Genomic DNA, 21,764 nt, shown 5'->3' with positions numbered 1-21,764 from the left:
AAGCTAAGTTTTACCCCTTGCGCCACCGCAAATTAACCTAAATGTTGTCAGCTGCGGGGCGCTCTAACGAAAGGTGTGCCTCATGGCTCGACTACGTAACTCACTGATTGCAGTCACCGCAGCATCCGCATTGGTGCTGGCTGGCTGCTCCTCCGGCGGCGATGATGCAAAGAAGGACACCGGCGGCAACGAAGACTCCCGCGGCCCAATTACCTTTGCAATGGGTAAGAACGACACCGACAAGCTGACCCCAATTATCGAAGCTTGGAANAAGGACCACCCAGAAGAAAAGGTCGAACTGAAGGAACTCGCCGGCGAAGCTGACGCACAGCGCGAAACCCTCGTCCAGGCCCTGCAGGCCAGCTCCACTGACTATGACGTCATGGCACTGGACGTCATCTGGACCGCACAGTTCGCCGCAAACGGCTGGATTGCGCCAATGACTGGCGACCTGGAAGTAGATACCTCCAAGCTGCTGCCATCGACCGTGGAATCCGCCACCTACAACGGCACCGTCTACGCCGTTCCACAGAACACCAACGGCCAGCTCCTCTTCCGCAACACCGAACTGGCAAAGGAAGAGCCAAAGAACTGGGAAGACCTGATGGGCCAGTGCGAAGCCATCAAGGCCAAGGACGTCGACTGCCTGCAGCTGACCGCTAAGCAGTACGAAGGCCTGACTGTTACCGCCACCAACTTCATCAACGGCTGGGGCGGCTCCGTCGTTGACGAAGACGGCAAGACCCCAACCCTGAAGACCGACGAAGCTAAGGCCGGCCTGCAGGCAATGGTCGACGCCTACGCCGACGGCAACATCTCCAAGGCTTCCACCGCCGCAACCGAAGAACAGGTCAACCTAGCGTTCACCGAAGGCAAGACCGCATTCGCCATCAACTGGCCATACATGTACGACACCTCCAAGGAATCCTCGGTGAAGGACAAGGTTGAGGTTTCCGCACTGGTCGGCCCAGACGGTGTCGGCGCATCGACCCTGGGTGGCTACAACAACGCCATCAACATCAACTCCAAGAACAAGGCCACCGCACGCGACTTCATTGAATTCATCATCAATGAAGACACCCAGGCCTCCTTCGCAGAAGCATCCTTCCCACCAGTTCTGTCCACCATCTACGAAGATGACGCACTGGTTGAGAAGTACCCATACCTGCCAGCGCTGAAGACCTCCCTGGAAAACGCAAAGCCACGCCCAGTGAGCCCGTTCTACGACGCAATCTCGAAGGCAATCCAGGACAACGCATACGCTGCACTGACCGCCAAGAAGCCAGTCGATGATGCACTGAACGACATGACTTCCGCAATTGAGCAGGCAGGCAACCGCTAAGCCGCGTCCTAACAAAGGAACACACCTATGAGTACGACCACCACACCGGCGCCCACTAAACGAAACCGACGCAAATTTGATCCACGCGCCATTTGGTTAGTCGGCCCAACCTTGGTCGTACTCGCGGTAGTCATCGGATACCCAGTCATCCGGGCCATCACCCTGTCATTCCAGGCGGACCGGAAACTGGACCCAGACACCGGAATGTTCGTCGAAGGTGGTTTCGCCGGCTTCGACCACTACTTCTACTGGCTTTCGCAGCGCTGCATGACCGCTGACGGAACCATCGGGACTTGCCCACCCGGCACGCTGGCCACCGACTTTTGGCCAGCAATGGGCAACACAATCTTCTTCACCGTCATCACCATCACCCTGGAAACCATCCTCGGTCTTGGCATGGCGCTCATCATGAGCCGTGACTTCAGAGGCCGCGGCATCCTCCGTGCCGCCGTGCTGGTGCCGTGGGCCATCCCAACCGCAGTGACCGCGAAGCTCTGGCAATTCATTTTCGCGCCGGACGGCATCGCCAACGCACTGCTCTCCCCCATCATCGGCCACAACATCCACTGGACCACCGACCCATGGGCCGCCCGCTCCGCAGTCATTGTCGCTGACGTGTGGAAAACTGCGCCGTTCATGGCGCTGCTCATCTTGGCCGGACTGCAGATGATTCCAAAGGGTGTCTACGAAGCCGCCCGCGTCGACGGTGCCAACGCCTGGCAACGCTTCACCCGCATCACTTTGCCACTGGTCCGCCCCGCACTGATGGTGGCAGTACTATTCCGCACCCTTGACGCACTGCGGATGTACGACCTGCCAGTCATTATGATTTCCGCTTCCTCAAACGCCCCAACCGCCGTGATTTCACAGCTGGTGGTCGAAGACATGCGCCAAGGTAACTTCAACTCAGCCTCGGCCCTATCGACCCTTATCTTCCTGTTTATCTTCGCGGTGGCGTTCATCATCATCCGTTTCCTCGGCGCCGACGTATCCGGCAACCGGGAAAAGAAGCAGAAGAAAAAGCAGGAAAAGAAGGAAGCCAAACTAGCGGCCGCGCAGTCCGCCCAGCAGGAAGGTGCTTAAGGTGAAATCTCGCAAAGTTCGCGGTTGGGTTACCAACTACCTGGCAGTCATCCTCATCCTGCTTTGGGGCCTAGCACCGTTCTACTGGATGGTCGTGACTGCATTCCGCCACAAAGACCACACCTTCGACACCACCCCATGGCCGACCTATGTCACCATGGACAACTTCCAAGACGCCCTGGCCACTGACAAAGGCAACAACTTCCTCGCCGCTATCGGCAACTCACTCATCATCGGCGGTGTCACCACCCTGCTAGCCCTCATCGTCGGCGTGTTCACCGCCTATGCCCTCGCCCGCGTTGAATTCCCTGGCAAGGGCGCCGTAACTGGCATTATCTTGGCGGCCTCTATGTTCCCCGGTATTGCGCTGGTTACCCCGCTGTTCCAGCTCTTCAAGGACTTGCAGTGGCTGGGCACCTACCAAGCACTCATCATCCCGAACCTCAGCTTCGTGTTACCACTCACGGTGTACACACTGTCTTCCTTCTTCCGCGACCTGCCGTGGACTTTGGAAGAAGCGGCGCGTGTTGACGGTGCCACCCGTGGCCAAGCCTTCATGAAGGTGATTCTCCCACTAGCAACCCCGGCGCTGTTTACCACCGCAATCTTGGCCTTCATCTCCAGCTGGAATGAGTTCATGTTGGCTAAGCAGCTGTCGACCGAGGCCACCGAACCTGTCACTGTGGCCATTGCCCGGTTCTCCGGACCTAGCTCCTTTGAGTACCCATATGCCGCAACGATGGCAGCCGGTGCATTGGTGACGGTGCCGCTGGTTGTTATGGTGCTGATTTTCCAGAAACGCATTGTGTCCGGCCTGACTGCCGGCGGTATGAAGTCCTAATCAGGGCTGCGCACTCTGAAGTCGCACTCTGAAGTCATATGACTAAAACACGTAAGCCATATTCTCCACCACCGCCGGGTAAACGTCGTCGGGAAGCTTTGCTTGGTTTCTTAAGCTTCTGGACCGTCATTGTTCTCGTGTGGGCGGTGTGGAATGTTTTTCAGACGGTGCCATCGGTGTGGCCGGGGTTGGTTCTTGCTGGATTTCTGGGCTTGGACTGCTTGGCTTACCGCGCGTGGCGTGACTGGGAGGAATAGCTGCGCGCTACATTGCTGGGAACATTTCGTCTTCCCAGTCAAGATCCCACATATCGTCGTCCCAGAATTCCTGTTCTGCAAACCATTCGTCTGGCGGTTCTGGGAGTAGGTGATCGGGCAGGTCCACTTCCACCCATGGCAGGAAGCTATATTTGCTTTCCCTAGGTTTCGGGGGTGTTTCTGTACCTGGTGGTGGCACATATCCGGGCGCTTTCCTGGCGGTTGGCCCGGTGTTGTATTCCGGCGGGTGACTTGTGCCGTCGCTGTCGACGTGAACGGAACCGGATTTGTAGTTTGTCTCTTTCGTTCGCGGTTCCATGTGGTTGCGATGCGGGGTGCACCACGTGTCATCGTTTTGACTGTGATGGACGCGGCACAGCGGAACAAGGTTCTCGATATCAGTGCGGCCACCAGCAATAAACGCAACAATATGGTGAATGTCGCATTTGTCCATCGGCTCGTCGCAGCCTGGGTGCGCGCAGCCGCCATCAATGATTTGGAGCGCAACTCGCTGGTAGAAGTCCGCCAGCCGATTCCCGGAGTAGAGAGCAAGGTCGATTGGTGCCATGCCGTCGCGAGTATCAATCAGACTGAGAAGCATGTTGTCGGTGACACCTAGACGAAGCACCTGCGCGGCATTGAGCGACAGTCCGACATTTGTGAGGAACTTCGGGGCCCACCATGGGTTCGGCCCTTTGTCATTTGGGGCGAAGTCAGCGGCATCGGCGACGACCACGATGCTCGCAAGTCCGGCTCGCCCGGAGCTGCCTTTGTTGTATTGGGTCAGCGCATCTCGCAAAATTTTCCCCATGGCATCCGCACCGAGTTGGCCATATGTCCGCTTATCGTCCTTGGCGTCTACTGGGGTGCCGTACCCACTTTTCGCGTAGGAATTCATCAGCTTCGTCAGAATGGTCGACGTTGCCGCGTCCAGGGTGCCCCGGATGGTGGAACAGCCGTCTTTGTCGGGCTTGCTGACGTACAAGTTTCGCCGCCGTTGGTCAGCAAACATGTCGGCGGGGTTTCGGATCGCTTCATTGGATTCGTCGACAAGTTCTTTGACTCGTGCTTTTACTTCCGTGTGGGTCAGCGAATCGAGTTCGCCATAGACCTCTTCTTTGATGTCTTCCGCAGTTTTGGGGCCTTTTGGCAGCAGGTTTCGAAGCTGGTTGAAAATGGTCGCCCGCTTTTGTGAATCCAAGTCACCGGTTGCAGTGGCGTTCCATGCGGCCGCTGCGTTGCGGGCACGTTGTTCCTGCAGCTGCTTCTGGTAAGCCCATTCTGCTGCGAGCTCTTCGCCGGTCGGTTCCTGCTGCTCAGGTGCAGTCGCCGCCGCTTCTGGGCTCAGCGATTCTTTGGAGTCATCTGGTTCGCAGTCGCCATCTAGTTCGACGGCGCGGACTCGTTCTAGGGCGTCGCGTGGGCTAATGCCAAGTCGGTCGACGAGGAAACGGGTGGCGCTGCGGGTACCGGATTGTGAGATGCCGGCTGGGGACAAGAGCTCACCGACTAGGTGCAGGTCAAACAGATTGCGCAGCTGCAAGACTTCCTCAAACTCTTGTGCGACTGCAACCAAATCCCAAAAGGACAGTTCACCACTCGACTCGCCCACAGCTACCGCATCGAGCAGATTCTGCATACTCCTCTTAAGCGCTGCGATATGAGTATCAACAGGACGAGAGGAACCATCATTCACAATGGTAGGAAGGCTAACTACCACACCGGAATGACCATCAGATGTGCATCCAGGCCGCTGTCGTGACGTTGACATGTTCCCCCCTTCCAATTTGCCGCTTGCAAACCCCACTATAGAACATGATATCGACAGCTGGAATTACTTTTAGAAGACACGTTCGCCAATTTCTAATGGCGGGAAAGTAGCCGCCAAATGAATTAGAAGCCGGACCACCGGCCCAGCCCCTTTTAGCGCGCAGTTAGCCACCGCTCGTAAATTGCAGCGAGCCCCCCGCTCTGCCAAATACGTTGAGCGTCTACTCCCCACCCATCAGCTTGTCGCGGAGCCGCTGGTCCTTCTGCAGCACTTCATCGCGCATATTCGCTTGGTACTGCTCCATCGCAGTCACCAGTTCCGGGTAGCCTGCCGACAGAATCCGCACAGCCAGCAGCCCGGCGTTCTTCGCCCCGCCGACACCAACGGTGGCCACTGGTACCCCACCTGGCATCTGCACAATCGACAGCAGCGAGTCGACGCCTTCCAGGTTTTCCAGCGCGCGTGGCACACCAATCACCGGCAGCGGGGTCGCCGACGCAACCATGCCTGGCAAGTGCGCAGCACCACCGGCACCAGCAATGATGACCTTCAGCCCACGCCCAGCTGCTTCGTGTGCGTAGGCCAGCATTCGGTCCGGAGTGCGGTGCGCCGACACAACGCCCACTTCAAATGGAATGCCAAACTCTGCAAGCATTTCCGCGGCCGGTTCCATCGTTGGCCAATCTGAGTCACTGCCCATAATCAGGCCGACCAGTGGTTGAGTCTTATCAAACATCGCTGCTCCCTTAACTTTTCGCTACTATTTTTCGCCGTCAGCCACGCCGTCAGTGTCTTCGCCGCGCCAGCCGTCGGCCCACACTGCGTTCACCACAAAGTTCGCCGCCAACGCCGCTTCCCGACGGGTCCGCTCGATACCGGCCGCCGAACCGTCAGCACCGCACAGGTTCACGTGACCAATCTTGCGGCCAGCCCGCCATCCCTTGCCGTACCAGTGGATTTTCGCCTCCGGGAAGCGCTTCCACACCTGCGCAAACCGCTCCGGCACAGCCATCTCAGGGTCAGTCTCGCCACCCAAGATATTCGCCATCACCGTCACTGGCGCAGTCGGCGCCACCGAACCAAGTGGGTAGTCCACAACTGCCCGCAGGTGCTGCTCAAACTGGCTGGTCACGCACCCGTCCTGAGTCCAGTGGCCAGTATTGTGTGGCCGCATCGCCAGTTCATTAACAAAAATCGCAGGCTTGCCTTCGTCGTCAAGCACCTCAAAAAGCTCAACCGCCAGCACACCAGTCACGTTCAACCCACGCGCAACCCGCAGGGACAGTTCCTGGGCCTCGGCCGCCAACTCCGCCGACAGGTTCGGCGCGGGCTGCACTGCCTCCACGCAAATGCCGTCCCGCTGCACCGATTCCACCACTGGCCACGCCGCCGCCTGCCCGGAAGGCGTGCGGGCGGACATTGCTGACAGCTCCCGCACCAGGTTCATTTTCCGTTCGGCCATCAGTGGTACATCGTCGGCAAGGAGCTTTTCGACGAGAGGGGCCAGCTCAGATTCGGAAGGGAACCACACACCATGGCCGTCGTAGCCACCGCGTCGAGCCTTCAAGCACACCTCACCAACTTCAGCGGCAAACGCTTCCGCATCGGCAACCGAATTGATCTCGGTGAACTCCGGCACGGGCACGCCTGCTTCGGCAAGTCGCTGGCGCATAATCAGCTTGTCCTGGGCGTGGATCAGCGCGTCCGGACCCGGCTGGACCGACAGACCTTCGGCAGACAGCGCCCGCAGGTGCTCGGTTGGCACATGTTCGTGGTCGAAGGTCATCGCGACGGCGCCTTCGGTGACGCGACGTAGATCGTCCAAGTTGGTGTAATCGCCGATGACGATATCGGCAATGACCTGGGCGGCCGATGAATCAGTGGATCCGGCAAGCAGTCGCAGCGACTGGCCAAGCTCAATCGCGGCGGTTTGCATCATGCGGGCAAGTTGTCCGTCACCAATGACGGTGACAACTGGCATTCCAGGGGCGTGCGGCCGGGAGGAATCTTGGGAATTATCAGCTGCGGCAGTGTCTGGTGTGCTATTCACACCCTCCATCATAGATTCCGGCGTTCCTGCACCAAACGCACGATGCCTTTAGTGTTCGGCAGATGTTCAAACGGCACAGGCCGTTCCTGCGGATGCATCCGCACCAATAACGTCGAACCGCGGCGCGACACCCCGGTCATTTCGCCGTACCAAATATCTTCCACACGCCGTTTCAGCACACCGCGCCGCAACATCACCCGACGGTCTGTCACTAGAAACCGAGTGCCCAACCAGCTCAGTGCGGGGAGCACGGTGCGCCACAGCACGAGGAACAGCCAAACGACGAATACGAACTGCTGCGCCATGTATGACTCTTGGGTGTTCAGCACACCGCGGTGCAGCACCCCAATGGCCATCGCTGCCACTCCGGAGAAGAGCACCAGCTCCAACGCAGGCCACGTCAGTTCGCCAAATGACGGGTTGGTGTCCAAAAACACCTCTTCGTCCAGGTACAACTCGTCGTCAGGAAACGCCATTTATGCCAAGCCTTCCGGCGGCAGGTCTTTTCCGCGTGGCTGGTTCTGTGGGTCCTTGCCCGCCGGTTCGGCGTAGCTACCGTCAGAGCGACGCAAGTGCTGCACGTCACCTGCAGTTACAACATGCTTGCCGCCGGCAGCATCCCGCACAATCAAGCTGCCGCCGTCATTAATATCTTCGGCTTTGCCCACAATCACCTTGTCACCGGGAAGTTCGGCCCGTACTTCAGCTCCCAAGGTGGTGCACTTCTCGCGGTACTCCGCCAGCAGCTCGGTGACGTTACCGTCGCGCCACAGGTTTTGGCGGTGCCGGAGGGCACGAATCAAGGCGACCGCAATATCGTTTCGGTCCAAGGTGGTGCCGCCGGCCAGCAGCACCGAGGTCGCGTGTGGCACTGGCAGTTCAGCTTCGGTCATTGCAACATTGATGCCGATGCCCACCACCAGCGCGGTGCCCTGTTTGGTGTTCGCGGCTTGCGTCAAAATGCCGCAGATCTTCCGGCCATCCACCAGCACATCGTTCGGCCATTTCAGTTCCGGCGCCAGTCCGCAGGTCTCCCGCAGTGTGTCCGCCACTGCCAACCCAGCAAGCAGCGAAATCAGGCTCCACTGTTCCGGGGAGACCCCTTCCGTGGAAAACACCATGGACACCGGCAGAACGCTGCCCGGCGCTCCTTCGAAGCTGCGGCCAAGTCGACCTTGTCCAGCGGTTTGGTGGGAGGCAGTTACTACGGCGTAATCTGGCGCTCCGGCGGTTGCCCATTCCATCAATTCAGCGTTGGTGGAGCCGGTTTCGGCAAGGACTCGGAGTTCCGAGACTGGCGCTGCCGATACGTCAACAAGCTCCGCTTGCAGTTTGCTTGCCGATAGTGGTTCACGGGATTGGGTTACCGAAGGTTCATGCATGCAGGCCAGCCTAGCGGCAATGAGTTGCGTCGACGTTGTAGGATCAGCGCCATGACGACTGCTGCTCAGACCGATAACAACGGCTCGCTGGACCCGAATTCCACCGCGGGCAAACTAGCGACGCTACGTGAGCGCTTGGCGCAAACCCACGCGCCAATGGGTCAGGAAGCCATTGAAAACATCCATGCTGCAGGCAAAATGACCGCGCGCGACCGCGTTGCGGCATTGCTGGATTCCGGTTCCTTCGTGGAGATTGACGCCCTAGCAAAGCACCGCTCCCCTGCCCCCGAACTACAACGTTCCGCCCCGTACACCGATGGCGTTGTCACCGGCTATGGGCTTATTGACGGCCGCCAGGTCTGTGTCATTTCCCAGGACGCCAGCATTTTTGACGGCACCATCGGCGAAGTGACCGGCGAGAAAATTGTCAAAGTCATGGACTTGGCACTGCGGACCGGCTGCCCACTAGTCAATCTGGTTGACGGCGCCGGTGCTCGCGAAGCCGAAGGCATGATGACGCTCGCCCTGGCATCCAAGATTTTCCTGCGCCACACCCAGGCATCCGGCGTAGTGCCGCAGATTGCCGTGGTGTTCGGCAACACCTCCGGATCCCGCGTGTTCACCCCTGCCCTGTCTGACTTCATCGTGATGGTCGACGGCGCGGAGATGTCCCTTGCCGGTGAATCCGGTTCTGCTGCCGACCATTTCGATACCACCGCCACTGCCCACTTCGTGGCAGCGGATGAAGCCGAAGCAATTGCCACCGCGCAGCAGCTGGTTGGCTACTTGCCGCTGAATAACCGCGCAGAGGCACCGCGCACCATTGCCGCGGTCGGTGAGACTGCCGCTGACAATGTGCTGCCAACTTGCCAGCAGTTGGATTCCTTCATGCCGAATGAGTCCGATGAGGCCTACGACATGCGGGAAATCATTGCCCGTCTTGTTGATGAGGGTGATGTGCTTGAGGTGCAGGCCCGCGAGGCTGACTCCGTGGTCGTGGCTTTCGGCCGCATCGGTGGCCGCGTCGTCGGTTTCGTGGCGAACCAGCCGAAGGTGGATCTGGGTCGTATTTCCCCAGCCGCCGCCGAAAAGGCCGCTCGTTTTATCCGCACCTGCGATGCATTCAACATTCCGCTGGTGTCTTTGGTCGATGCGCCTGGTTTCGCTCCTATGTCGGGCACTGCGCTAGTGCGCGCCGCGTCGAAGCTGGTGCATGCGTATGCGGAGTCCACCGTCGGTAAGGTCACCGTCATGGTGCGCAAGGCTGTCGGCGCTGCATACACTGCAATGGCACCGAAGGAGCTCGGCACCGATGTGGTGTTGGCGTGGCCGTCTGCGGAGATTTCCGTGAAGGACACTGATGGTCAGGCTGCTGCCGCTGGCCCATATGATGCTGCGGGAATTGGCTTGGTTGATATTGTCATTTCGCCGTCAGAGACCCGCGGCCAGCTCATTGAGGCACTGCAGCTGCTGGAGCGTAAGTCGGTGGTGCTGCCGCCGAAGAAGCACGGAAACATCGCGCTGTAGGCGCGGGGTAAGGATAGTGATGGCTGACTTTAAGATTGTCGCCGGTAATCCAACCGACTTTGAGGTCGAAGCGATTGCGCAGTGGGTAGGTAAGCTCAGCGCGCAAGCAGCCGGCCAGCGTGATGGTGCCGCAAACCAGTGGGGTACGCCTGCTCGTCAAGTGTTTGGAGCGCCGCTGCTTAACCCAGGCAGTTTTGTCAATGGCGGTATCGCTCAGGCTGGCGGCTCGTCGGTGGGTCCGGCGTGGGGTTCCGGCTTGGCCGATCACCTCGGCAAACTGTAGGCAGTTCGATGCCAGTCCCGCCCACGTCACCTTCTCCGCATTCTTCGGCGGACCAGCCACTGCTGATTTTGGCGTCGCAGTCGCCGTCGCGGCTGGGAATTTTGCGCGCTGCCGGGGCAGACCCGCAGGTCCGCGTCAGCGGAGTCGATGAGGACGCCATTATCGCTGAGCTGGGCAGCACCGCCACCCCACCGCAGGTCGTCCAAGCCCTCGCCGATGCCAAGGCCCGTGCGGTCGCCGAGGAACTACTCCCCGAGCTTATTGACGATTTGGGGCCAACACTTATCGTCGGCGGCGACTCAATGTTGCTGCTTGATGGTCAGCTGCAGGGCAAGCCGCATACTGTGGAAGCGACGATCGCACGGTGGCGCCAACAGCGCGGCAAAACTGCGCAGCTGCTGACTGGCCAGGCAGTACTGGAAGTTCGGGGCGGTGAGATTCGTCGAGCAACGACGGCTTATTCAGCAACGAATGTGACCTTCGCTGCTGCTTCCGACGCTGATATTGCTGCCTACGCGGAGTCTGGTGAACCGCTGGAATGCGCTGGGGCTTTCACTTTGGAGGCGCGTGGTGGCTGGTTCATTGATCGCATTGAAGGCGACCCCAGTGCAGTAATTGGTTTGTCCCTGCCGCTGCTGCGCGCGGCGCTCGCTGACTGGGGTTTCCACGCCTCCGATCTATGGGGCTAGCTATGGGGCTAGGTAGTTCGCAACGCGTTCCATAGCTTCGGCTGTGTCTTCCCGACTGCCGCACAAGCTAATCCGCACCATCTGGCCACCATGCTCAGTATCGAAGTCAATGCCTGGGGCTAGTGCCACCCCGGTGGCATCGAGTAGCTGCTGGCACCACGTCAAGGAATCGTCAGTGATGTGACCGATGTTGGCGTATACGTAGAACGCGCCGTCAGTCGGGGCAACTTCAGTCACACCCCAGCTAGGCAGGGCCGCCAACACGGTGTCGCGATTGTCGCGGTATACGTCGACATAAGAATCCAGCTCTGGCGTCACTTCTGGGTCCAGTGCGGCGACTGTCGCGATTTGCGATAGCGCTGGCGCGGAGATTGCCATGTTTGCGGTGAGGATTTCCACTGGGCGTCGTAGCGCTTCGGGCAGCAGCATCCAGCCCAGTCGCCACCCCGTCATCGAGTGGTACTTACTCGTGGAGCCAATGACGACGGCGTGAGTGGAAAATTCGCGGGCGCTGGCGCAGCGGCGGCCGAAGGAAATCCCGTGGTAGATTTCGTCGCTGATCAGCAAGCAGTTGTGCTGTTCGCACCACGCCGCGAGAGCTTCTAGTTCCGCTGGCTCAATAATCGAACCGGTCGGGTTCGACGGTGAGGTCACAATCAACCCCCGTGGCTTGTGGCCGGCCGCAAGCAGCGCGTCGAGCTGCGCGACGGTTGGTTGGTAGCGAGTGTCAGCGCCGCAGTCGATTTCGGTAACAGTCAGCCCCACTGACTGCATGACGTTGCGGTAGGCGGGATAGCCTGGGCGGGTCATCACAAGTTCGTCACCGGCGTCGAAGGCTGCGAGGAAGAGTGCGGTGAAGCCGCCGGAGGAACCGGTGGAAACGAATACTTCCTCTGCTGCCACGGCTGGCACTGCTGCCCCGATTGGGTAGGTGCGGTTGTAGTGCGCGGCGAGGGCCTCGCGCAGCTCCGGAATGCCAACAGTGGCGGTGTAGCCGAGTGCGCGGCCATCCAATGCGTCACGGGCGGCTAGGCGGGCGGCTTCCGGCGCGGGGGTCGCAGGCTGCCCCACGCATAGTGCGATGGTGTCGCCGTGGCTTGCTTGTCGACGTGCCGCCGCTGCGACCACGTCCATGACATAGAAAGGGGCCACATCGCTGCGCTGGGAAGCGGTTGGCCAGGAAGCGGAGGAATTCATTCCTTCACTTTAGCTGGCTGCGATGTGGCCCTTTTCGAACACTATGGAGCGGGTACTACTTAGCGTGCTTTTCTTCGACGCGCTTGATTGCTTCTTCAGCAACCAGTTCCTGGATACCCATATCCAGTTCGGAGGTAAAGCCAACGCACGAGCAGTTGATTTCGCCGAGGACGTAGGTGTCTTCGCCGTTTTCGCCGTCATCGAGCATGAAGTCTGCGGTCCAGATCAGTGGGATGTTGTCGCCACCGAGGTTTTCAGCGATCACTGGGCGGGCCTCGGCGAACATGTCGATGAGGTCCTGCCATGCTTCTGGCTTGTCGTAGGTGTACTTCGCGCCGGAGAACAGGGTTGCGGAGAAGTTGTCGCCACCTGCAGCTGGCTTCTTGTGGACCACGAACACTGGGTGTGGACCAACCAGCAGAATACGAATCTCGCCTTCAACAATGCGTGGCATAAAACGCATGTCGACCAGCATGCCGTTGTCGCCGATGATGTACTGGTCGCAGAAGTCCATGAAGTCGCCCAGCTGACGTTCTTCCGTGTGGTTATCCACTGCTTCAGTGCACTTCAGCATGGTGTCCAGTGGCAGCGCGGTGCCCGGCTCGACGGTCTTCTGCAGTTCCTTGTCCAGCAGCTGGACGCGCCAGATGCCCGAGCCAGTGGAGCCGCGGTTCTGCTTCAGCACGCGCTCACCGTACGACAGGGAGGTTGGGAAGGTCTTGTGGAAGTCCTCCACCTCGTAGTAGGCAGCGGTGTCAGTTGGCACTAGGTCCGTGTCTTTCAGCTTGACCAGTGCGTCTTTGGCGCCGTACGCCATCATCTCTTCTGGGGTGGACATACCCACTAGGCCAGCTTCGTTGGACAGTTTCGACAGCAGGTCGAAGTAGCCCTTTTCGCCGCCCGGGATGTTGCCTGGGTTCACGCGCGAGATGTAGGCATCGAAGTTCTGGGACACGTACTCGTATAGTGCTTCGGACCACTCTGGGCGGTAGTAGACCACCGATGCGTCCCAGCCCTTTTCCTTGATGGCATTGACGATTGGCATCGTGTCCTTGCGGTGACCATCGAAGTACTTGTCCGAGCCGCCTTCAACTTCAAAAACTACAATGTTTTTGTGCATTCTTCCTCCACATTTTTGCTCAGGTTCTGAGCTTTCCTGGCTGGTTTCCAGGCACCACGTCCCCCAATCCAAAATGCGGAGGACACCCCAATTATTTTAATGACACGGCTTCGATTTCGCAGTCCTAAAACCACCCGTTTACCCCATGCCGACCCCGCCTTAAACCGCAGGTAGTGGACCTTTTGCCATGGCATGATTCAGACATGAGTAAGGTCACATAGTGACTTGGATGCGCGCAGCGGCATTTACACTTGAAATAACCAAACAAAAGCTGTCAGGAGAACCATGGCTATCCCTTTTGACCCCAATCCTCAGTTCCAGCAATACGCCCAGCCGGAACGCCTGGTTTCCAGCTCTTGGCTAGCCGCACGCCTAGGCACCCCAGGCCTGAAAGTCGTTGAATCAGACGAAGACACTCTCCTCTACGACATCGGCCATATCCCCGGCGCGGTGCGCATCGACTGGCATAGCGACCTCAACGATCCGGTCATCCGCGACTACCTCGATGCTGAAGCCTTCGCTGAGCTGATGCGTGACCGTGGCATTAGCCGCGACGATACCGTCGTCATCTATGGCGATAAGTCCAACTGGTGGGCGGCTTACACCATGTGGGTTTTCGAGCTTTTCGGCCACCCCGACGTCCGTCTGCTTAACGGCGGCCGCGATGCCTGGATGACCGAAGAACGCGACACCAGCTTCGAAGTCCCGATGTACCCACGTTCCAACTATCCAGTAGTTGAACGGGACGACTCCAAACTCCGGGCGTTTGCCGACCAAGTACTCGATGCGATTGGCACCGAGCAGCTTATTGACGTTCGCACCCCTGAGGAATACGCCGGAACGCGGACCCACATGGTCGACTATCCGGAAGAAGGAGTGTTGCGCGGCGGACACATTCCAACGGCTGTGAACGTGCCATGGAATCAGGCCGTCTACGCCAACTCTCGATTCCGCTCCCGCGACGAACTCGAAGCGATTTACACCAATATCGAAGATCGCGACACCATCATTTACTGCCGCATCGGTGAACGATCCGCTCACACGTGGTTTGTGCTCGAGCACCTTCTGGGTCGGACCAATGTCCGCAACTATGACGGATCGTGGGTTGAGTGGGGCAATATGATTCGCCGTCCGATTGCGCAAGGGGATGAACCAGGCGAGCTGGATCCGAAGTTTCGCAAGTAGCGCGGCAGGTAAACGTCAAAAAGCCCATATTTGCAACGCTTTTGACGCGGCGTCGTTGGCGCATTGATCCCGTTTGCCGTAACGAAGCGGGCGTCGGCTACGATTTGAACCTTGATAAACCACGCGTAGATGCAGCTGCGTACATTACTTACCCCAAGTGGCAAGTAGGGTATGCAGCTTTCTTATGCCAGAATAAAACAATCTGTGAAATACCAGTAGCAAGTTCGTACCCCGTACAGGAGATTTTTAGTGACCGCACCGACCATTCGGAAGATTGAGAAAGTTCTCATCGCAAACCGTGGCGAGATCGCGGTCCGCATTATCCGTGCAGCAAACGACGCCGGCATCAAAACCGTCGCGGTTTACGCTGACCCTGACGCGGACGCACCATTTGTGCGGATGGCTGACGAAGCCTTTGCGCTCGGTGGCCAAACTTCCGCCGAAAGCTACCTGGTTATCGACAAACTGCTCGATGCCGCCAAGCGCTCTGGCGCCGACGCCGTGCACCCGGGCTACGGCTTCCTCTCCGAAAACGCTGAATTCGCGCAAGCTGTCGTCGATGCCGGTCTGAACTGGGTTGGCCCATCCCCAGAATCGATCGCGCTGCTCGGCGACAAAGTAGCCGCCCGCGAAATCGCGTTGAAAGTCGACGCCCCAATGACCCCGGGCACGACCGACCCGGTTTCTTCCGCCGAGGAGATCACTGCATTCGCCGACGAGCACGGCATGCCAATTGCCATTAAAGCTTCCTTCGGTGGCGGCGGCCGCGGCATGAAAGTTGTGCACGACAAGGCAGAGATCCCAGAGGCTTTCGAGTCAGCGACCCGGGAAGCCAAAGCCGCTTTCGGTCGCAGCGAATGCTTCGTTGAACGCTACTTGGACCGGGCGCGCCACGTGGAATGCCAGGTGTTGGTGGACCAGCACGGCAACGCCATCGTCGTATCCACCCGTGACTGCTCGCTGCAGCGTCGCTTCCAGAAAGTCATTGAAGAAGCCCCTGCCCCATTCCTGACTGATGAGCAAAATGAGCGCCTGCGCGAGTCCGCGAAAGCTATCTGCACCGCAGCAGGCTACGTGGGTGCCGGCACTGTGGAGTACCTCGTGGGTTCCGACGGCCTGATTTCCTTCCTGGAAGTCAACACTCGCCTGCAGGTCGAACACCCAGTCTCCGAAGAAGTCACCGGCATGGACTTGGTGCGTGAGCAATTCCGGATCGCCGAAGGCTACGAACTTTCCGTTAAGGAAGACCCACAGCCACGCGGCCACGCGTTTGAATTCCGTATCAATGGCGAAGACGCCGGCAATAACTTCATGCCAGCGCCTGGCACCATCACCGCTTACCGAGAGCCAGCTGGCCCAGGTGTGCGTATGGATTCCGGCATTGAGGTCGGCTACGTCGTCGGCGGCCAGTTCGACTCGATGCTCGCCAAGCTGATCGTGTGGGGTCCAACCCGCGAAGAGGCGCTGCGCCGCTCCGCACGCGCGTTGGCTGAGTACCAGGTTGAAGGCCTAGCCACCATCATCCCGTTCCACCAAGAAATGGTGCAGCACCCTGCCTTTGTCGGCGACAGTGAGCGTTTTGACGTTTACACCCGCTGGATTGAAGAGGACTGGGAATGCACCATTCCGGCCTATGACGGCGAGGCCGACGCTGATGATGACAAGCTGCCGCTGCAGCATGTGACCGTGGAAGTCGATGGTCGTCGTGTGGTGCTCGCGCTCCCAGGCGAATTGGACCTTTCCGGCGGCGGTGCTGGCCGACGCAAGGCGAAGAAGCGCCGCTCCGGTGGCCGTGCCAAGAACATCTCTGGCGATGCAGTAGCTTCGCCAATGCAGGGCACCGTCATCAAGGTCAACGTCACTGAAGGCCAAGAAGTTGCCGAAGGTGATGTGCTGCTGGTGCTGGAGGCCATGAAGATGGAAAACCCAGTCAAGGCGCGCAAGTCCGGTGTAGTCACTGACCTCGCTGTCGAGGCCGGCACTGGTGTGACCAAAGACCAAGTCATGCTGGAAGTTAAGTAACAACCCAGAACCGGTTCCGCGGGCTAACATGGCGTTATGGAACCAATCGAGTTGTCTGCCGGCCGCGTTCATATCCGCCCGATCCAATGTGATGAGCGCGTGGATGACACGCCAGCGCTGACGGAGGCGCTAGGCCGACCGATTACTGAGGTGTATGTTGACCGCCGCCTGCAAGAGTGGCGCGATGATATGGCCTACTCCTGGGTAGTGTGCGAATCCTCTAACCCAGTGGCGCTTGGCGAGATTGTGCTGCGCGTGGAATTGATGCTGCACTCCACACGGGAAGGCGCTGCCCTACCAATGAGCCAAGCAGCGGTGCTGACAGTGCACCCAGTCGGGGACCCGAGCCGTAAAGTACCCACTGCAGATGGCGGGGAAATCGCAGTATGGGATGCACTGATGGCGGGGGCGCAAACTGTCCGCCGGTGGTGTGACGCGGTTACTGGAGTGTCCGTTGGCCGCGTGGTGATGGACTTTGTGGCTGTTGCTGGGCCGCACCCAGGCCAAAAGTCTGGTCAAGCTCTGCGCTGCCTTCCGTTCCCAGTGCGCGACGCCGACTAGCTGCCCAGGCAATTGGGCAGCCAGGCAACCTGGCGGTTAGGCAGCTGGGCGGCTGGGCCCTGAATTAGGCAGTTGAGCCTTTGCGCTTGCTGAGCATCCAGCTCCACACGGTGCCGTCCACAGGCAGGACATGACCGCCACCTTCAACCTTCAGGTGCACAACGTCCTTCTTGCAGCCAGTGTAGGTGTATCGAGTCTGGCCCAGAGCAACGTTCTTAGCTACTGGCTTTGCCTTGCAGCCATTGCGCTTAGCTTCCTGCTTCGTGCGGTCCCATGCAGAGATGTACCGCTGACCGTGTGCTTCACCGCCGTCGTAGTGGATGACTGGGTCCAAAGTGCCATGAGCATCGAAGAAGTTCGTCGTTGCCTTCGCACAGTCAGTCTTGCCGTTGTCATAGTACGCACCGGATACCGACACGACCGCGGCAAAAGTCTCTGGCATACGGCACGCCAAGTTAGCTGCAAAACCGCCACCGTTGGAGAAACCGTTCGCGTAAATCCGGTTGTTATCGATCTTGTAGGTGCGGTTCAACCGCGCCAACATGTTCTTCACGAAGGTAACGTCTTCACCCTTACGGGCCACCGAGTATGGTGCACCTTCCCAGGTGCCGCCTTTACCCTGCGGGAGCACTTCGATAACACCAGCACGTGGCCGTTTCGTCATGTTGTTGAAGATGTTGTTTTCCGCGCGGATATTGTGCCCCTTACCGCCGAAGTTAATGACGACAGGGTAAGTCTTCTTCGAAGAGTAATCCCGTGGCAGACGCACGAGGAATTCACGCTGGCCGCTTGGTGTCTTCACAAACATCACCATGGCGTCACCAGCCTTACGAGGCACACCGTTGCGGGCACCGAACAAGGCGACAGACCCAGGATTGCCGCCAATGGCAGCAGGGCTCGAGAGGTCGCTCGAGCCGCTCATGCTGCTGGAACCACTCAGGTTTCCGATGCTGCTCGGCATCGAGGAAGACTGTGCATCTGCCTCGGCTGCGATAGGCGAGATAACTAATGGCGCCACCAGTGCCAGTGTCATACCAGACACAACCGATAGCACATTTGCTTTTTTATTCATAAGCTGGGCAAAAGTACCCGATTTCCCCTTGAAATCCACTCCCTCAAAATAGCAGAGATGCATCACCAGTGGAGAATTGTAGTCATATCACACACTGTTAGATTCCTAACGATGACATCGGTAACGAAAGGAGCACTTTCGCGATACCCTTATCGCAAACCTATGGGAAAGTGACCATAACCTCAGGACAACAACTACCCTGAGAAAACATGAGACTTCCCGGAATGCTTGGCGCCCGACTAACGGATCCATCGCGCAGCGTGGTCGCCGCCGTCGACCAAGGCACCACCTCTACCCGATGCATCCTCTTCAACCGGGACGGTGCCCGCGTCGCATCCGCACAAATCGAGCATCGCCAAATCCTGCCTGCCCCAGGACATGTCGAGCACAACCCCATCGAAATTTGGGACAACACCCGCTACGTCCTCGCCGCAGCCATGGCCAAAGCTGAGTTCGATGCCGCTGACGTTGCCGCCGTTGGCATCACTAACCAGCGGGAGACCACCATTGTCTGGGATCGCACCACAGGACGACCGATCCACAACGCGATCGTCTGGCAAGACACCCGCACGGATGATTTCGTCAATAAGCTCACAGCCGACCTTGGTGCAGACCGTATCCAAGACATCACCGGGCTGCCACCATCAACCTATTTCTCTGGGCCAAAAATTGCATGGATCCTGGACCATGTACCAGGGGCGCGAGCTCGTGCTGAAGCCGGTGAATTGCTCTTCGGCACCGTCGACTCCTGGCTGGTGTGGAACCTGACGCGCAAAGACGGCCGCGCGCTGCACGTCACCGACGTCACCAATGCATCGCGTACCTTGCTGATGGACATCACCACCATGCAGTGGTCTGACGAGATGTGCCAAGCCATCGGAGTGCCACAGCAGATGCTGCCGCAGATTGTGTCCAGCTCGGAAATCCTCGGACGGGTGCGATCCACCGGACCAATGCATGGCGTGCCCATCGCCGGTATCCTCGGCGACCAACAAGCCGCAACCTTTGGGCAGGCCTGCCTGTCCCCTGGCGAAGCAAAAAATACCTACGGTACCGGCAACTTCCTGCTGATGAACACCGGAACCGAGCTACGCCGATCCAACCACGGGCTGCTCAGCACCGTCGCCTACAAGCTGGGCGACCAGCCAGTGCACTACGCACTCGAAGGATCCATTGCGGTGACCGGTTCGCTAGTGCAATGGCTACGGGATAATGTCGGGCTGATTTCGTCATCAAGCGGCATTGAGGCACTGGCACGAACCGTGCCGGACAATGGCGGGCTGTACATCGTGCCGGCGTTCTCTGGGCTGCTGGCACCCCACTGGCGCAGTGACGCACGCGGCGTATTCGTCGGCCTAACCAGCTACGTCAACAAAGGGCACATTGCCCGAGCGGTGCTGGAAGCGACGGCATACCAAACCCGCGAAGTAGTGGAGGCGATGAATAATGACGCCGGCACTGCCCTGCAGACGCTGAAAGTTGACGGCGGGATGACCGCCAACGACCTGTTGATGCAATTCCAAGCCGATATTCTCGGTGTGCCGGTTGTGCGCCCGGTCATCACTGAAACTACTGCCCTAGGGGCGGCCTACGCCGCGGGCTTGGCGACGGGATTCTGGGATTCCACCGAGCAGATTCGACAGCAGTGGAAATGCGACAAGGAGTTCAGCCCACAGATGGATAAGTCGAAAGCCGACCAACTGTTTGCCACCTACAGCAAAGCAGTCACCCGAACTTTCGACTGGCAAGACTAGCGGGCCGCGCGGCCCCTGGGCGTTTAGTCCAAGTCGCCGTGCTGCATCAGCTGGCGGGCAGCTTCAGTAATGGAACCCGACAGGGATGGGTACACAGAGAAGCATCCGGCTAGGTCTTCCACCGTCAGGCGGTTCGACACACATACGGCAATCGGCAGAATCAGCTCCGACGCAGTTGGGGCAACAACCACACCACCGATAATCTGGCCCGAGTTGCGACGGCAGAACAGCTTCACGAAACCGTGGCGCAGCGACCGCATCTTTGCACGTGGGTTACCCTGCAGCGGGAACACCTCGATGCGGGCAGACACTTCACCAGATTCAATCTGCTTCTGTGACACACCCACGGTCGCAATCTCTGGGCGGGTAAACACTGCCGAGGCAACAGTACGCATACGAATTGGTGCCACACCTTCGCCCAGCGCGTGGTACATCGCAATGCGGCCCTGCATCGCCGCAACCGAAGCAAGTGGGAACAGGTCGGTACAGTCACCGGCAGCATAAATGCCTGGCACGTTGGTACGAGACACCCGGTCCACATGAATGTGGCCAGAAGGCGTAGTTTCCACGCCCACAGATTCAAGGCCCAGTTCGCGGGTATTTGGGATGGAACCAACAGTCATCAGTGCATGCGAGCCAAACACTTCTCGGCCATCGGAAGTCACCACGCGGACACCACCATCTTCAGTGCGTTCGACCAGGTCACAGCGGGCATTCTTCACCACGTCCACACCGCGTACACCCAGGACTTCTTCCAGCACTGCGGCAGCGTCGGCATCTTCGTGCGGCAGAATCTGGTCACGCGACGCCACCATCGTGACCTTCACGCCCATCTCGGTAAACGCCGACACGAACTCGGCGCCAGTGACACCGGAACCAACCACAATCAGGTGCTCAGGGACTTCCTCCAAGTCGTAGACCTGACGCCACGTCAAAATGCGCTCACCGTCTGGGCGTGCACCAGGCAGAATCCGTGGGGAGGCACCGGTCGCAATCAGCACAAGGTCGCACTCAATGGTCTCTTCGCCACCCTCAACCAGCTGCACAGTGACGTAGTGAGTGATGCGACCAGCTTCGTAGTCATCCAGCCGGGCGCGACCAATCATAATGCGGACGCCTTCGCGTTCAACCTGCGCACGCACGTCATTGGACTGGCTTTCTGCCAGCTGCTGCACACGCTCGTTCACAGCCTCGAAACCAATGGTCTGACCTGGGCCGTTGTAGCGTAGCCCCATATCGTCAGCACGGCGCATATCGGTACGCAAACCTGTCGCAGCAATGAAAGCCTTCGACGGCACGCAGTCCCACAGGACGGAAGAGCCACCCAGACCCATTTCTTCAACGATGGTCACCTCGGCTCCGTACTTCGCACCGACGAGCGCAGCCTCATAGCCTGCAGGGCCGCCGCCGATAATTACGATTCGTTGAGCCACTTGTGTTCCTCCATTGAATTGTGGGATGGGATGCGGATTCTGCGGCCATCAGGCCGCGGACAGTCTTAGCCAATTCTACGGCAAACAATTAGGCCATGAGCTGCCAAGCATGCTTCACTTTTGTTGGCACTCGTAGCTCCAGGGCACCTATCGGCACTTATCCCAAAGAACTACATGAAAATCAGCCTCGTGGCC

General features: G+C 58.9%; 20 protein-coding genes. 11 read left to right on the top strand and 9 right to left on the bottom strand.

Going from position 1 to position 21,764, the window contains the following annotated elements; translation table 11 throughout:
* Positions 1-82 precede the first annotated feature (82 nt).
* From A3EC_RS0101745 to A3EC_RS12850, 4 genes are read left to right on the top strand one after another with little or no spacing between them, the layout of a single operon-like run.
* Positions 83-1,342, top strand: a complete 1,260-nt coding sequence (locus tag A3EC_RS0101745) for an ABC transporter substrate-binding protein (RefSeq protein ID WP_018023437.1) — start codon at positions 83-85, stop codon at positions 1,340-1,342.
* A gap of 27 nt (positions 1,343-1,369) precedes the next feature.
* Entirely contained in the window at positions 1,370-2,425 is a 1,056-nt protein-coding gene (locus A3EC_RS0101740; RefSeq protein ID WP_018023436.1) for a carbohydrate ABC transporter permease, read from the top strand.
* A gap of 1 nt (position 2,426) precedes the next feature.
* A complete protein-coding gene (locus tag A3EC_RS0101735) occupies positions 2,427-3,266 on the top strand; it encodes a carbohydrate ABC transporter permease (protein ID WP_026162079.1) in 840 nt (279 codons plus the stop codon).
* Positions 3,267-3,304: 38 nt separating this feature from the next.
* On the top strand, positions 3,305-3,523 hold the full coding sequence (locus tag A3EC_RS12850; RefSeq protein WP_156812797.1) for a hypothetical protein: 219 nt from the start codon (positions 3,305-3,307) through the stop codon (positions 3,521-3,523).
* A gap of 7 nt (positions 3,524-3,530) precedes the next feature.
* Here the strand turns inward: A3EC_RS12850 and A3EC_RS0101730 are convergent, their stop codons facing one another.
* The 5 genes from A3EC_RS0101730 to A3EC_RS11000 form a co-directional block, all read right to left on the bottom strand.
* Positions 3,531-5,162 (bottom strand): HNH endonuclease signature motif containing protein, encoded by a 1,632-nt coding sequence (locus tag A3EC_RS0101730; RefSeq protein WP_018023434.1) that lies wholly within the window; start codon positions 5,160-5,162, stop codon positions 3,531-3,533.
* 352 nt (positions 5,163-5,514) lie between these two features.
* Entirely contained in the window at positions 5,515-6,030 is a 516-nt protein-coding gene (gene purE / locus A3EC_RS0101725; RefSeq protein WP_018023433.1) for a 5-(carboxyamino)imidazole ribonucleotide mutase, read from the bottom strand.
* A 24-nt stretch (positions 6,031-6,054) separates the two neighbouring features.
* A complete protein-coding gene (locus A3EC_RS11005) occupies positions 6,055-7,353 on the bottom strand; it encodes a 5-(carboxyamino)imidazole ribonucleotide synthase (RefSeq protein ID WP_281163676.1) in 1,299 nt (432 codons plus the stop codon).
* Positions 7,353-7,820 carry a PH domain-containing protein gene (locus A3EC_RS0101715; RefSeq protein WP_018023431.1) on the bottom strand — a complete coding sequence of 156 codons (468 nt, stop codon included), beginning with the start codon at positions 7,818-7,820 and terminating at the stop codon, positions 7,353-7,355. The genes A3EC_RS11005 and A3EC_RS0101715 overlap by 1 nt, the downstream gene beginning before the upstream one ends.
* Complete coding sequence (locus tag A3EC_RS11000) at positions 7,821-8,726, bottom strand: biotin--[acetyl-CoA-carboxylase] ligase (protein ID WP_018023430.1); 906 nt, start codon at positions 8,724-8,726, stop codon at positions 7,821-7,823.
* A gap of 51 nt (positions 8,727-8,777) precedes the next feature.
* Here A3EC_RS11000 and A3EC_RS0101705 point away from each other — a divergent pair, with 51 nt between their 5' ends.
* Genes A3EC_RS0101705 through A3EC_RS0101695 form a run of 3 tightly spaced genes read left to right on the top strand, consistent with a single transcriptional unit; the run spans position 8,778 to position 11,225 of the window.
* Positions 8,778-10,253 carry an acyl-CoA carboxylase subunit beta gene (locus A3EC_RS0101705; protein WP_018023429.1) on the top strand — a complete coding sequence of 492 codons (1,476 nt, stop codon included), beginning with the start codon at positions 8,778-8,780 and terminating at the stop codon, positions 10,251-10,253.
* Between the two features lie 19 nt (positions 10,254-10,272).
* The gene (locus A3EC_RS10995) at positions 10,273-10,536 is read left to right on the top strand and encodes an acyl-CoA carboxylase subunit epsilon (RefSeq protein ID WP_018023428.1); all 264 of its coding nucleotides are present in this window, start codon (positions 10,273-10,275) and stop codon (positions 10,534-10,536) included.
* 8 nt (positions 10,537-10,544) lie between these two features.
* Complete coding sequence (locus A3EC_RS0101695; protein ID WP_018023427.1) at positions 10,545-11,225, top strand: nucleoside triphosphate pyrophosphatase; 681 nt, start codon at positions 10,545-10,547, stop codon at positions 11,223-11,225.
* On the opposite strand, the gene A3EC_RS0101690 is transcribed toward A3EC_RS0101695, so the two are convergent.
* Together A3EC_RS0101690 and A3EC_RS0101685 are read right to left on the bottom strand one after the other, a co-directional pair.
* Positions 11,226-12,422 carry a pyridoxal phosphate-dependent aminotransferase gene (locus A3EC_RS0101690; protein WP_018023426.1) on the bottom strand — a complete coding sequence of 399 codons (1,197 nt, stop codon included), beginning with the start codon at positions 12,420-12,422 and terminating at the stop codon, positions 11,226-11,228.
* A 55-nt stretch (positions 12,423-12,477) separates the two neighbouring features.
* Positions 12,478-13,542 carry a Cj0069 family protein gene (locus A3EC_RS0101685; protein ID WP_018023425.1) on the bottom strand — a complete coding sequence of 355 codons (1,065 nt, stop codon included), beginning with the start codon at positions 13,540-13,542 and terminating at the stop codon, positions 12,478-12,480.
* Positions 13,543-13,827: 285 nt separating this feature from the next.
* On the opposite strand from A3EC_RS0101685, the gene A3EC_RS0101680 reads away from it, so the two are divergent.
* The 3 genes from A3EC_RS0101680 to A3EC_RS12315 all read left to right on the top strand — a co-directional run bounded on the left by A3EC_RS0101680 (position 13,828) and on the right by A3EC_RS12315 (position 17,310).
* The gene (locus tag A3EC_RS0101680; protein ID WP_018023424.1) at positions 13,828-14,727 is read left to right on the top strand and encodes a sulfurtransferase; all 900 of its coding nucleotides are present in this window, start codon (positions 13,828-13,830) and stop codon (positions 14,725-14,727) included.
* A gap of 249 nt (positions 14,728-14,976) precedes the next feature.
* On the top strand, positions 14,977-16,749 hold the full coding sequence (locus tag A3EC_RS0101675) for an acetyl/propionyl/methylcrotonyl-CoA carboxylase subunit alpha (protein WP_018023423.1): 1,773 nt from the start codon (positions 14,977-14,979) through the stop codon (positions 16,747-16,749).
* 36 nt (positions 16,750-16,785) lie between these two features.
* The gene (locus tag A3EC_RS12315) at positions 16,786-17,310 is read left to right on the top strand and encodes a hypothetical protein (RefSeq protein ID WP_018023422.1); all 525 of its coding nucleotides are present in this window, start codon (positions 16,786-16,788) and stop codon (positions 17,308-17,310) included.
* A gap of 64 nt (positions 17,311-17,374) precedes the next feature.
* On the opposite strand, the gene A3EC_RS10985 is transcribed toward A3EC_RS12315, so the two are convergent.
* Positions 17,375-18,343 carry a CE1 family esterase gene (locus A3EC_RS10985; RefSeq protein WP_245532938.1) on the bottom strand — a complete coding sequence of 323 codons (969 nt, stop codon included), beginning with the start codon at positions 18,341-18,343 and terminating at the stop codon, positions 17,375-17,377.
* Between the two features lie 248 nt (positions 18,344-18,591).
* Between A3EC_RS10985 and glpK the strand changes: the two genes are divergently transcribed.
* Positions 18,592-20,136, top strand: a complete 1,545-nt coding sequence (gene glpK, locus A3EC_RS0101660) for a glycerol kinase GlpK (protein WP_245532913.1) — start codon at positions 18,592-18,594, stop codon at positions 20,134-20,136.
* A gap of 23 nt (positions 20,137-20,159) precedes the next feature.
* Here glpK and A3EC_RS0101655 read toward each other — a convergent pair whose 3' ends face one another.
* Positions 20,160-21,569 carry an NAD(P)H-quinone dehydrogenase gene (locus tag A3EC_RS0101655; RefSeq protein ID WP_018023419.1) on the bottom strand — a complete coding sequence of 470 codons (1,410 nt, stop codon included), beginning with the start codon at positions 21,567-21,569 and terminating at the stop codon, positions 20,160-20,162.
* Positions 21,570-21,764: the final 195 nt, after the last annotated feature.

The sequence above is a fragment of the Corynebacterium ulceribovis DSM 45146 genome (genome assembly GCF_000372445.1).
GTDB classification, from domain to species: Bacteria; Actinomycetota; Actinomycetes; order Mycobacteriales; family Mycobacteriaceae; genus Corynebacterium; species Corynebacterium ulceribovis.
The sequence above is the reverse complement of the archived record's forward strand: the minus strand, read 5'-3'. Positions and strand labels throughout refer to the sequence as shown.

Excerpts from the sequence above, each read along its gene's own strand:
- A3EC_RS0101690 (WP_018023426.1), bottom strand. The coding sequence starts at position 12,422 with ATGAATTCCTCCGCTTCCTGGCCAACCGCTTCCCAGCGCAGCGATGTG.
- A3EC_RS0101685 (WP_018023425.1), bottom strand. The coding sequence starts at position 13,542 with ATGCACAAAAACATTGTAGTTTTTGAAGTTGAAGGCGGCTCGGACAAG.
- purE (WP_018023433.1), bottom strand. The coding sequence starts at position 6,030 with ATGTTTGATAAGACTCAACCACTGGTCGGCCTGATTATGGGCAGTGAC.
- A3EC_RS11005 (WP_281163676.1), bottom strand. The coding sequence starts at position 7,353 with ATGGAGGGTGTGAATAGCACACCAGACACTGCCGCAGCTGATAATTCC.
- A3EC_RS0101715 (WP_018023431.1), bottom strand. The coding sequence starts at position 7,820 with ATGGCGTTTCCTGACGACGAGTTGTACCTGGACGAAGAGGTGTTTTTG.
- A3EC_RS12850 (WP_156812797.1), top strand. The coding sequence starts at position 3,305 with ATGACTAAAACACGTAAGCCATATTCTCCACCACCGCCGGGTAAACGT.
- glpK (WP_245532913.1), top strand. The coding sequence starts at position 18,592 with ATGAGACTTCCCGGAATGCTTGGCGCCCGACTAACGGATCCATCGCGC.
- A3EC_RS12315 (WP_018023422.1), top strand. The coding sequence starts at position 16,786 with ATGGAACCAATCGAGTTGTCTGCCGGCCGCGTTCATATCCGCCCGATC.
- A3EC_RS0101740 (WP_018023436.1), top strand. The coding sequence starts at position 1,370 with ATGAGTACGACCACCACACCGGCGCCCACTAAACGAAACCGACGCAAA.
- A3EC_RS0101695 (WP_018023427.1), top strand. The coding sequence starts at position 10,545 with ATGCCAGTCCCGCCCACGTCACCTTCTCCGCATTCTTCGGCGGACCAG.
- A3EC_RS11000 (WP_018023430.1), bottom strand. The coding sequence starts at position 8,726 with ATGCATGAACCTTCGGTAACCCAATCCCGTGAACCACTATCGGCAAGC.
- A3EC_RS10995 (WP_018023428.1), top strand. The coding sequence starts at position 10,273 with ATGGCTGACTTTAAGATTGTCGCCGGTAATCCAACCGACTTTGAGGTC.
- A3EC_RS0101705 (WP_018023429.1), top strand. The coding sequence starts at position 8,778 with ATGACGACTGCTGCTCAGACCGATAACAACGGCTCGCTGGACCCGAAT.
- A3EC_RS10985 (WP_245532938.1), bottom strand. The coding sequence starts at position 18,343 with ATGACACTGGCACTGGTGGCGCCATTAGTTATCTCGCCTATCGCAGCC.
- A3EC_RS0101730 (WP_018023434.1), bottom strand. The coding sequence starts at position 5,162 with ATGCAGAATCTGCTCGATGCGGTAGCTGTGGGCGAGTCGAGTGGTGAA.
- A3EC_RS0101680 (WP_018023424.1), top strand. The coding sequence starts at position 13,828 with ATGGCTATCCCTTTTGACCCCAATCCTCAGTTCCAGCAATACGCCCAG.